The sequence below is a fragment of the Pseudomonas sp. WS 5078 genome (genome assembly GCF_012985745.1).
Classification (GTDB): Bacteria; Pseudomonadota; Gammaproteobacteria; order Pseudomonadales; family Pseudomonadaceae; genus Aquipseudomonas; species Aquipseudomonas lundensis_A.
This window is the reverse complement of sequence record NZ_JAAQWX010000015.1, coordinates 123,779-131,653: the sequence shown is the minus strand read 5'-3', so window position 1 is coordinate 131,653 and position 7,875 is coordinate 123,779. Positions and strand designations below refer to the sequence as shown.

General features: G+C 59.2%; 10 protein-coding genes. 3 read left to right on the top strand and 7 right to left on the bottom strand.

Going from position 1 to position 7,875, the window contains the following annotated elements; translation table 11 throughout:
• From HBN68_RS18665 to HBN68_RS18655, 3 genes are all read right to left on the bottom strand, one after another.
• Positions 1 to 144, bottom strand: a 144-nt coding sequence (locus tag HBN68_RS18665) for a hypothetical protein (RefSeq protein WP_169965580.1), incomplete at its 3' end; no start/stop codon positions are given.
• A gap of 316 nt (positions 145 to 460) precedes the next feature.
• Positions 461 to 1,213 carry a histidine utilization repressor gene (hutC, locus tag HBN68_RS18660; protein ID WP_094993403.1) on the bottom strand — a complete coding sequence of 251 codons (753 nt, stop codon included), beginning with the start codon at positions 1,211 to 1,213 and terminating at the stop codon, positions 461 to 463.
• An 81-nt stretch (positions 1,214 to 1,294) separates the two neighbouring features.
• A complete protein-coding gene (locus HBN68_RS18655; protein ID WP_169965582.1) occupies positions 1,295 to 1,999 on the bottom strand; it encodes a YoaK family protein in 705 nt (234 codons plus the stop codon).
• A 227-nt stretch (positions 2,000 to 2,226) separates the two neighbouring features.
• On the opposite strand from HBN68_RS18655, the gene HBN68_RS18650 reads away from it, so the two are divergent.
• Positions 2,227 to 2,892 (top strand): histidine phosphatase family protein, encoded by a 666-nt coding sequence (locus tag HBN68_RS18650; protein WP_094993402.1) that lies wholly within the window; start codon positions 2,227 to 2,229, stop codon positions 2,890 to 2,892.
• Here HBN68_RS18650 and HBN68_RS18645 read toward each other — a convergent pair whose 3' ends face one another.
• The gene (locus HBN68_RS18645; protein WP_169965584.1) at positions 2,893 to 3,828 is read right to left on the bottom strand and encodes a DMT family transporter; all 936 of its coding nucleotides are present in this window, start codon (positions 3,826 to 3,828) and stop codon (positions 2,893 to 2,895) included.
• Positions 3,829 to 3,977: 149 nt separating this feature from the next.
• On the opposite strand from HBN68_RS18645, the gene HBN68_RS18640 reads away from it, so the two are divergent.
• Both HBN68_RS18640 and HBN68_RS18635 read left to right on the top strand, forming a co-directional pair.
• Positions 3,978 to 4,880: a LysR substrate-binding domain-containing protein gene (locus tag HBN68_RS18640; RefSeq protein ID WP_094993401.1), complete on the top strand. Its 903-nt coding sequence runs from the start codon at positions 3,978 to 3,980 to the stop codon at positions 4,878 to 4,880.
• Positions 4,881 to 4,910: 30 nt separating this feature from the next.
• Positions 4,911 to 5,135, top strand: a complete 225-nt coding sequence (locus tag HBN68_RS18635; RefSeq protein ID WP_169965586.1) for a YgdI/YgdR family lipoprotein — start codon at positions 4,911 to 4,913, stop codon at positions 5,133 to 5,135.
• Positions 5,136 to 5,175: 40 nt separating this feature from the next.
• On the opposite strand, the gene HBN68_RS18630 is transcribed toward HBN68_RS18635, so the two are convergent.
• The 3 genes from HBN68_RS18630 to HBN68_RS18620 are packed head-to-tail and all read right to left on the bottom strand — an operon-like array spanning position 5,176 to position 7,861.
• Positions 5,176 to 6,465 carry an FAD-dependent oxidoreductase gene (locus HBN68_RS18630; RefSeq protein WP_169965588.1) on the bottom strand — a complete coding sequence of 430 codons (1,290 nt, stop codon included), beginning with the start codon at positions 6,463 to 6,465 and terminating at the stop codon, positions 5,176 to 5,178.
• The gene (locus HBN68_RS18625; protein WP_169965590.1) at positions 6,462 to 7,208 is read right to left on the bottom strand and encodes an amino acid ABC transporter ATP-binding protein; all 747 of its coding nucleotides are present in this window, start codon (positions 7,206 to 7,208) and stop codon (positions 6,462 to 6,464) included. Before HBN68_RS18625 ends, HBN68_RS18630 begins: the two co-directional genes overlap by 4 nt.
• Entirely contained in the window at positions 7,205 to 7,861 is a 657-nt protein-coding gene (locus HBN68_RS18620; protein ID WP_047274771.1) for an amino acid ABC transporter permease, read from the bottom strand. Before HBN68_RS18620 ends, HBN68_RS18625 begins: the two co-directional genes overlap by 4 nt.
• Positions 7,862 to 7,875: the final 14 nt, after the last annotated feature.

Genomic DNA, 7,875 nt, shown 5'->3' with positions numbered 1-7,875 from the left:
GGTCGGGTTCTCGGCCACTTGCGGGTCAAGGTTGTTCATCAACATCCGCAACGGGGCTTCGGTCATCCAGCTTTTGGCCGTAAGACGGGTGCCACGGGCGGCGCGGATTTCACCTTCGCGGTGACGGTTCAGAGCAGTTGTCATGCAGCAATCCTTCATCAAATGACATCAATGACCTAAGGCGGAAGGTGCGGAGTTCACACTTATACCAACCTGTATGTACAAGTGAATGCAAGCGAAGGGCCAACATGACGCAGGCGACACTGACTAGCGTGCGCGACGATGAGATAAATATATTTAAATCAATGAGATAGGTTTATTGAGATTTTTGGCGAGATAAATGGGCACGCTTAAAACCAACAAAAAGTTGCCGCAACTTGGTGCATAGATCGGCAAAAAGGTAACGAGATTGCACCAAAAGTAACGCGGGTAACACAGGATTACCCGCACACGCAGGACCTCAGTGGCCGCACTGCCCTTGCAACCGGTAGCGAGAGCCGGGATACACCAGCCGTGCACAGCCCACGACCCCTTGAGACGACCACGTGCGGCGGCGAATCATCAGGCAGGCTTCGTTACGTTTGATGCCCAGTAACCGGCACTCCGCCGAGGTGGCATGAATGGCTTCCACCACATGCTCGCCCCCGGTCAAGGGCGCAAGGTCCATCAAGTAGGCATAGGCGGTGGTGCGGGTGAAGTCTTGCTGCAAATAAAGAGGCGCAATGTGCGCATTGACGAAACGCTCTTCGATTTGCACCGGCACACCGTTTTCGTAATGCACGATCACCGAATGAAACAGGCGCTCAATGCCGTCCAGCGCGAAGGGCAAGGTGGGGCTGGCCCTGGGCGGGACCTCTTCAAGCACGATCACGTCGCTGCGGTGCACATGGCCGCGATCGGCAATTTCCTGCGCGATATTGTGAATCTCAAACAACGCCGCTGTGCCCTTGGGCACCGCCACAAAGGTTCCCACACCTTGCATGCGCACCAGCAGGCCTTCGATGGTCAGCTCGCGCAAGGCACGGTTGATGGTCATGCGGCTCACGCCCAACTGGTTGAGCAGCTCGCTTTCGGAGGGCAGTTTCGAATTGGGCAGCCAGGCACCGGAACGGATTTTCTGCACGATGGCCTGTTTGACCCGTGCGTACAGAGGGGCCGGGCTTTCGATTGAGAATGACTCGAGGGGCGAATGGTCATCGACAGACTGGGACACAACAACTCCTGCTTATTGATTGGGGCATGCCCGTGCGTCGCGCCAGTCTACCCTCAGCGCGGCTGCAGACAAACGGCGGGCTTAGCGCGGCATGTAATCGCGCTGCCAGCGGCGCGGGATGCGCAGAGAGATTGCGCCGAGCACGCAGGCAAATCCCGCACTGAATAGCATCGCCTTAACCCCGAACCGAGCCTCCAGCCAGGCACCCAACACCGCACCCAGCAACATGCCGCTCCAAGGCACCAGTTGCACGCGCCAGCCACTTTTACGCTCGCCCAAAAGCCAGCGCCCCAAGCCGCGGCCGAAACGCGACAGCGCCCCGGTCACGTAGGTCAGCCCCACCGGCAACCCGTTGACCTGCTCCACAGCGGCGTTGAGCATGCCCATTGCCAAAATGGCGGCCAGCAAGGCCGGGACCTGCGAGGCAAAAGGCACCAGCCCGGCCGCACACAACAGCCCGGCGATAACCAGCATTAAGGGTAACGCACGGCGCCCGCCCCAACGCCCGAGCAAAATCCCCAGCGTGTTGCCGGCGATAAAGGCCAGCACCGCAAAAAACAGGCGTACCACCAGGCTCATATCCCCCTGACTGATCGCCACCGCCAGCCGCGTGGTGTTACCGCTCATGAACGACACAAAATCGCCCGTGGCCAGAAACCCGATGGCATCGGTCATGCCTGCCAGCACCGAAAGGCTTGCCACCAGCCCCAGCCCGACACGCCCTCGCCAGGCACGCACGCGCAGGTGCACAGGGTTGATCGGGCGTCTCAGCGGAGCAGGTAACATCGGCACAACCTCTTAAGGATGAAGGCCGCTCAATGATGGCCAATTGAACACTGCCTTGCCAGCACTCGTATGTTTATTCCCAAGAAGCATCCAGAAACGTCTGCAACTAAAGTGAGAGCGAACCAATTTCCAAATGCGCGTCTAATGAACACTTTGTTCAAGGATGACGGGCACTGCGGTGTTTTTACGACAGGGAGGCCCCCGCCAGGATTGATACAGAAGACCTTATGCTCCCGATCAATTGGAAAAAAAAACGCGTTGCCTTAGCCGCTGTCCCGCTGCTGCTGATCGCAGGCACTGTCAGCCTTTCCTCGCATGTCGAAGACGCCTTTGCCCAACCGGCCGACGGGGTCCAGACGCTGGTGTTCATGCGCCACGCCGAGAAGCCGGCTGACGGTCTGGGCCAACTCACATGCCAGGGCCTGAACCGCGCCATCAATCTGGCCACCGTGCTGCCGCAAAAGTATGGCAAGGCGGATTACGTGTTCGCCGCCAACCCCTCGCGTCAAGTTGAAGAAGGTGCCGAGGATGACGCCTACAGCTATGTACGGCCGATGATGACCATCAACCCCAGCGCTATCAAACTGGGCTTGCCCATCAACCTTGAGTTTTCGGCCAACGATACGCGGCAATTGGCCAACGAGCTGACAGACGACAAATACCACAACTCGACTGTCTACACCGCCTGGTCCCACGGTTACCTGCCGGAGCTGATCAACACGGTCGCCGGCAAAGCCACCGGGAAAAAAACCTCGCTGACTGAGGACTGGGCCGACAGCGATTTCGATTCGCTGTACGTGCTGACCCTGACTTGGCACAACGGCAAGGCCACCCTGCTCAGCCGCGTCGACAAACAAGGGCTGAACAACGGCGCCGAAGCTTGCCCGAGTTGATCAGGCCAGTGCTGCACGGCCTGGCGCATGGCGGCGTACGGCCCAACTGACGCCACTCAACAGCAAGAGCACAGCCAGGGTTTCCAGCGCCGTGGGCCAGCGCTGCAAAAAGACAAAGCCATAAAACAGCGCGAACAGTGTTTCAAACACGATCAACTGGCCGCTCAAGGTCAGCGGCAGCCGTCGGGAAGCCGCATTCCACATCCGGTTGCCGAACCATGAACCGACGACCGCACACGCCAGATTGATCGCCCAGAACCCTTGCCAACGGGCATCACTGACGTCTATGTGCACGGCATCCAGCGACAGCGCACTGGCCGCACCCCAGATCAATAGACCCAGCACGCCCGTGGTCACGCCCCACAAGCTCGACCATTCGCTGCTGGTGAACTGACTGTGTTTAAGGTATCGCGCGTTGGCCGTGGCAAATCCCGTCCAGCACGCCAGCGCGCCAATGGCACAGGCAATGCCCAGTACTTTTTCCGCCATCGGTTGCCCGCCATTGGCGCCAGACAATGCTTCAAGGTTGATGCACAACATCCCGGCCAGCACCAGCAGCAGCGGCCAGATCAGGCGAGTCAGCGGCACGGCGCCCGCATCACTGCGGCCCAGCCAGCTGATGGTCAAAGGCAATACGCCAATGATCAGTGACGCCACAGCGATCCCCACCCACTGGATGGAGGCGGCCAGCAACATGTAATAAATCAGGTTGCCCAGCAGGGCGAGCTTCACCAGTGTCACGACGTCACGCCGGGTCAGTTGAGGGAGCAAGCGCTTGGCGTCGGGCAGTATCAGCAGCGCAGACACCGCGCCGTACAGGATGAAACGGGCGCAACTGAGGAGCAGCGGACTGAACTCCGGTAATAACGCCGGCACCAAAAACACCAGCCCCCAAACAGCACCTGCCATGCCGGCGTAGACTATCCCGCGCTTCATTACGTATGCTCGAACCATTGATGAGTCTGCAAGCATAGGCATTTCACGCATCAGTAACTAAAGAACAGTTGGCATCCATGCATTCCCCACAGGAATGGGTTGAGATACCCTTCCCCTTTGCCTGAGAACCCGCCCCCACAGGACCCCCCGTGAGCCGCTACCTCAAACACCTGCCGCCGCTCGATACGCTGATCACCTTCGAGGCGGTTGCCCGTAATGGCAGCTTCACCCGCGCCGCAACCGAGCTGTGCCTGACCCAAAGCGCCGTCAGCAAACAGATTCGCGTCCTTGAAGATGCCCTCAGCCTTTCTCTGTTCGAGCGCCAAGCCCGGGGTATCAGCCTGACCCGCGCGGGGGCCGGGCTGTTTGCCGAAGTCAGCGCGATGCTTGAGCGACTGCAACACAGTGTCAACCGGATCAAGGTGGAGCATGCACCCAATGCTGTGACGGTGCAGTGCACCCACGCCGTGGCGCAATTCTGGTTATTTCCACGCCTGCTGGCCTTTAACACCGCTCACCCGGGAATCACTGTCAACATCCACGCCAACAATGGTCTGGACGAGTCGAGTACAGCAGATTACGATTTCTCGATCCTGTACGGTAATGGCAAATGGTCATCACTGGATGCCCATCGATTATTTGCCGAATGCGTGTACCCGGTGGTCAGCGCCGCCATCCCTGTGGCAGACATTGGCTCACCTGCAGACTTGCAAACGCTGCCCCTGATCGAGCTGGATTCATCCGGATGGAATTGCATGGACTGGCGCGACTGGTTTGGGCATTTCGACCTTGAGCACACCCCCGCGCCTGACAGCCCGCTGTTCAACCAAGTGACACTGGCCTATCAGGCAATCCTGCAAGGCATGGGGGTCGGGCTAGGTTGGGACTTCATGGTCAGGGGCAAAATCGACAGCGGAGATCTGCGTCGCGTCGGCCCTTATGAATTTATCAGTGGCAATGCTGACTACCTGGCGCACTCTCGGCATAAAACGTTGTCAGAGGCAGCAGTTATTTTCCGGCACTGGCTTTTACATGACGGCCGGTGCGTTTAACCCTTACGTTCGAATGCTCAAGGAGCTTGCATGAAGATCAATGTGATCGCTTTACCTTTGGTGATGGCGGCAATGCTGGGGCTGGCCGGGTGCGCCTCACCCAGCGTCGTGACCCTGCAAAACGGCACGCAATACCTGACCAAGGACATGCCAAAAACCAAAACCAATGATGGTTTCTACGAGTTCGTGGACATTGCCGGCAAGCACATCAAGATCAAGGCTGACGACGTGGCGACCATCAAAACCGACGATTGATCGGCCGGCAACGGCAAGCAACTGCTTGCCGCTACGGTTGTCAGTTCAAGGCATCAAGCATGCGGTAGTAGGTGATCCCAGCCGCGACGTACAAGCGTTGCAGGCTGTGGAACGGAATGCTGCGAATCGGTGTGACCGGGAACGGGAAGTCACTTTCAGTTCCCGCCACTCGGGCAGCCAGGTGCTTGCCCAGTACGGTCGACATGGCTATCCCGCGACCGTTATAGCCCATCAGTATCGACAGGCCCGGCTGAGGCTCATGCAATTGCGGCAACACACTTTGATTCAGTGCGATGCGCCCGCTCCAGCGGTACTCGACGGCCACCCCGGCCAACTGCGGAAACAGCATCACCATCGAACGCTCCAGATGCGTCCAGTCCCCGGCCCGGGTCGGCTCCGCGAACGGTCCTCGCCCGCCCAGTAACAAGCGGCCTTGGGCATCCATCTTGAAGTACAGCAACAACCGTCGCGCATCCGAACACACTTCCCCACCCGGCAAAATGGTCTTGCGCAATTCAGGGGGCAGCGGACGCGTGGCAATGATGAAGCTATTGGCCGCCAGCACAGTCTGGCGCAACCCCGGCCACAGGTTGTCGGTGTACCCGTTGGTAGCGAGCACCACGCGGTCGGCGCTGACCGTGTTGCCTTGCGCAGTGGTCAATTGCCACTGTGGCCCGACGCGACGCAAATCCGTCACCCGGCTTTGGCTATGAATCGTGACGCCACGGCCCAACGCTGACTTGGCCAACCCCCGGGCATAGTTCAACGGATGCAAACTGCCCGCACGCGGGTCGACCCAGCCACCCAGGTAATTTTGCGTGCCCAGGCGTTGACACACCGCGTCACGGTCCAGCACCTCGGCCGCAATCCCACGCTGCTGCCATTGCCGGGCCCGGTGTTCCAGCGCTTTCATGGACACGGCAGAGACAGCGGGCTGGATCCAGCCTTTACGGCTGGCTTCACAGGCAATGCTGTACTCGCGGATCAACGAAAACACTTCATCGGCCGCGCCACCACAGGCTTCAATGATGCGTTCACCCCGCTCCTCGCCATACCGCTGGATCAACTGGTCAGGGTCGTACTTGAGGCCCGGAATCACTTGTCCGCCGTTGCGCCCCGATGCGCCCCATCCGGGTTCGCCAGCGTCCAGCACGCAAACGCTGATACCGGACTCGGCCAGGCGTAATGCTGTGACCAACCCGGTGTAACCGGCCCCCACAATGGCCACATCCACCCGCTTGTTTTCACTGAGGGGCGGCGTCATTGCGCCGGGCCGGGCCGTGGCAGACCACAACGAGGGCGGCAACTGGCAGCTGGAAGCAGACTTCATGAGCTAACCTCGTCCGTCTGGTTCAGCAGACGTCGCAGAAAATCCTGGGTTCGTGGATGTTGCGGGGCACTGAGCACCGTTTTTGCAGGCCCGGCTTCGACAATTTGTCCGCTGTGCAAGAAACACACTTTGTCCGCCACATCCCGGGCGAATCCCATCTCATGGGTCACCACGATCATGGTCATGCCCTCATCGGCCAGACGTCGCATGACCGTGAGTACTTCACCGACCAGTTCCGGGTCGAGGGCCGAGGTGGGTTCATCGAACAAAATGGCTTGCGGGTTCATGGCCAGCGCGCGGGCAATCGCCACGCGCTGCTGCTGACCACCGGACAAGGCATCCGGGTAGGCGTCCATGCGGTGCGCCAAACCTACTTTTTCCAGCAGGGCTGTGGCCTGTTTGCGCGCCGCTTGCGGTTTTTGCCTGAGGACGTAAATCGGCCCTTCCATCACGTTTTCGAGCGCCGTGCGGTGCGGGAACAGATTGAAACGTTGAAACACCATGGCCACGCGTGTGCGCAACTGATGGATGCTTTTGTCGTTGCGATCCACCCGTTGGCCGCTGACCAGAATCTCGCCCCGGCTGTAGCTTTCCAGGCCGTTGATGCAACGCAGCAACGTCGACTTGCCCGACCCTGAAGGGCCGATCAGGCACACCACTTCGCCCTGCCCGACCTGCAAATCGACACCTTCAAGCACCGGCACGCTGCCGAAATTCTTGTACACACCCTTGAGTTCGATCATGACGTTCTCCGCGTCGCAAAGCGTGCTTCCAGGCGGCGCAAACCGAAGGACAAGGGCAAGCTCATGGACAGGTAAAGCAGGGCCACCAAGGTGTAAACCGTCATGTTTTCGAACGTGGAAGAGGCGATCAACTGACCCTGACGAGTCATCTCGGCCACGGTGATGGTGGACACCAATGAAGAGTCCTTGAGCATCATCACCAGCGTATTGCCGTAGGGTGGCAAGGCAATGCGGAACGCCTGGGGCAACACCACCCGGCGCATGATCATCATGCCGCGCATGCCGATGGATTCGGCGGCTTCGATCTGCCCGTGGTCAATGGCCTGAATGCCAGCCCGGAAGTTTTCAGCCTGATAGGCCGAGTACGCGATACCCAGACCAATCACCCCTGCCTGCATGGCGCTGAGCTGGATGCCAAAGTCGGGCAAGACGAAGTAGATGTAAAACAGCTGAACGATGATGGGCAGACCGCGAATCACGTTAACCACGCCAATGGCGAACAACGCCACCGCGCGGATTTTGGAAACCATCATCAAAGCGAATACAAGACCGATCAGCGAACTCAGCACGAACGATCCCGCAGTGACTTGCACAGTAACAACCGCCCCTTTCAACAACAGCGGGAGGAAGTCCAACGCGTCCTGGAGAAACATAAGTTACCTGCGAA

What these genes read in the sequence shown, in the direction of transcription:
- HBN68_RS18655 (WP_169965582.1), bottom strand. Translation starts at nt 1,999, where the DNA reads ATGTTACCTGCTCCGCTGAGACGCCCGATCAACCCTGTGCACCTGCGC.
- HBN68_RS18630 (WP_169965588.1), bottom strand. Translation starts at nt 6,465, where the DNA reads ATGAAGTCTGCTTCCAGCTGCCAGTTGCCGCCCTCGTTGTGGTCTGCC.
- HBN68_RS18645 (WP_169965584.1), bottom strand. Translation starts at nt 3,828, where the DNA reads ATGAAGCGCGGGATAGTCTACGCCGGCATGGCAGGTGCTGTTTGGGGG.
- HBN68_RS18650 (WP_094993402.1), top strand. Translation starts at nt 2,227, where the DNA reads ATGCTCCCGATCAATTGGAAAAAAAAACGCGTTGCCTTAGCCGCTGTC.
- HBN68_RS18620 (WP_047274771.1), bottom strand. Translation starts at nt 7,861, where the DNA reads ATGTTTCTCCAGGACGCGTTGGACTTCCTCCCGCTGTTGTTGAAAGGG.
- HBN68_RS18635 (WP_169965586.1), top strand. Translation starts at nt 4,911, where the DNA reads ATGAAGATCAATGTGATCGCTTTACCTTTGGTGATGGCGGCAATGCTG.
- HBN68_RS18625 (WP_169965590.1), bottom strand. Translation starts at nt 7,208, where the DNA reads ATGATCGAACTCAAGGGTGTGTACAAGAATTTCGGCAGCGTGCCGGTG.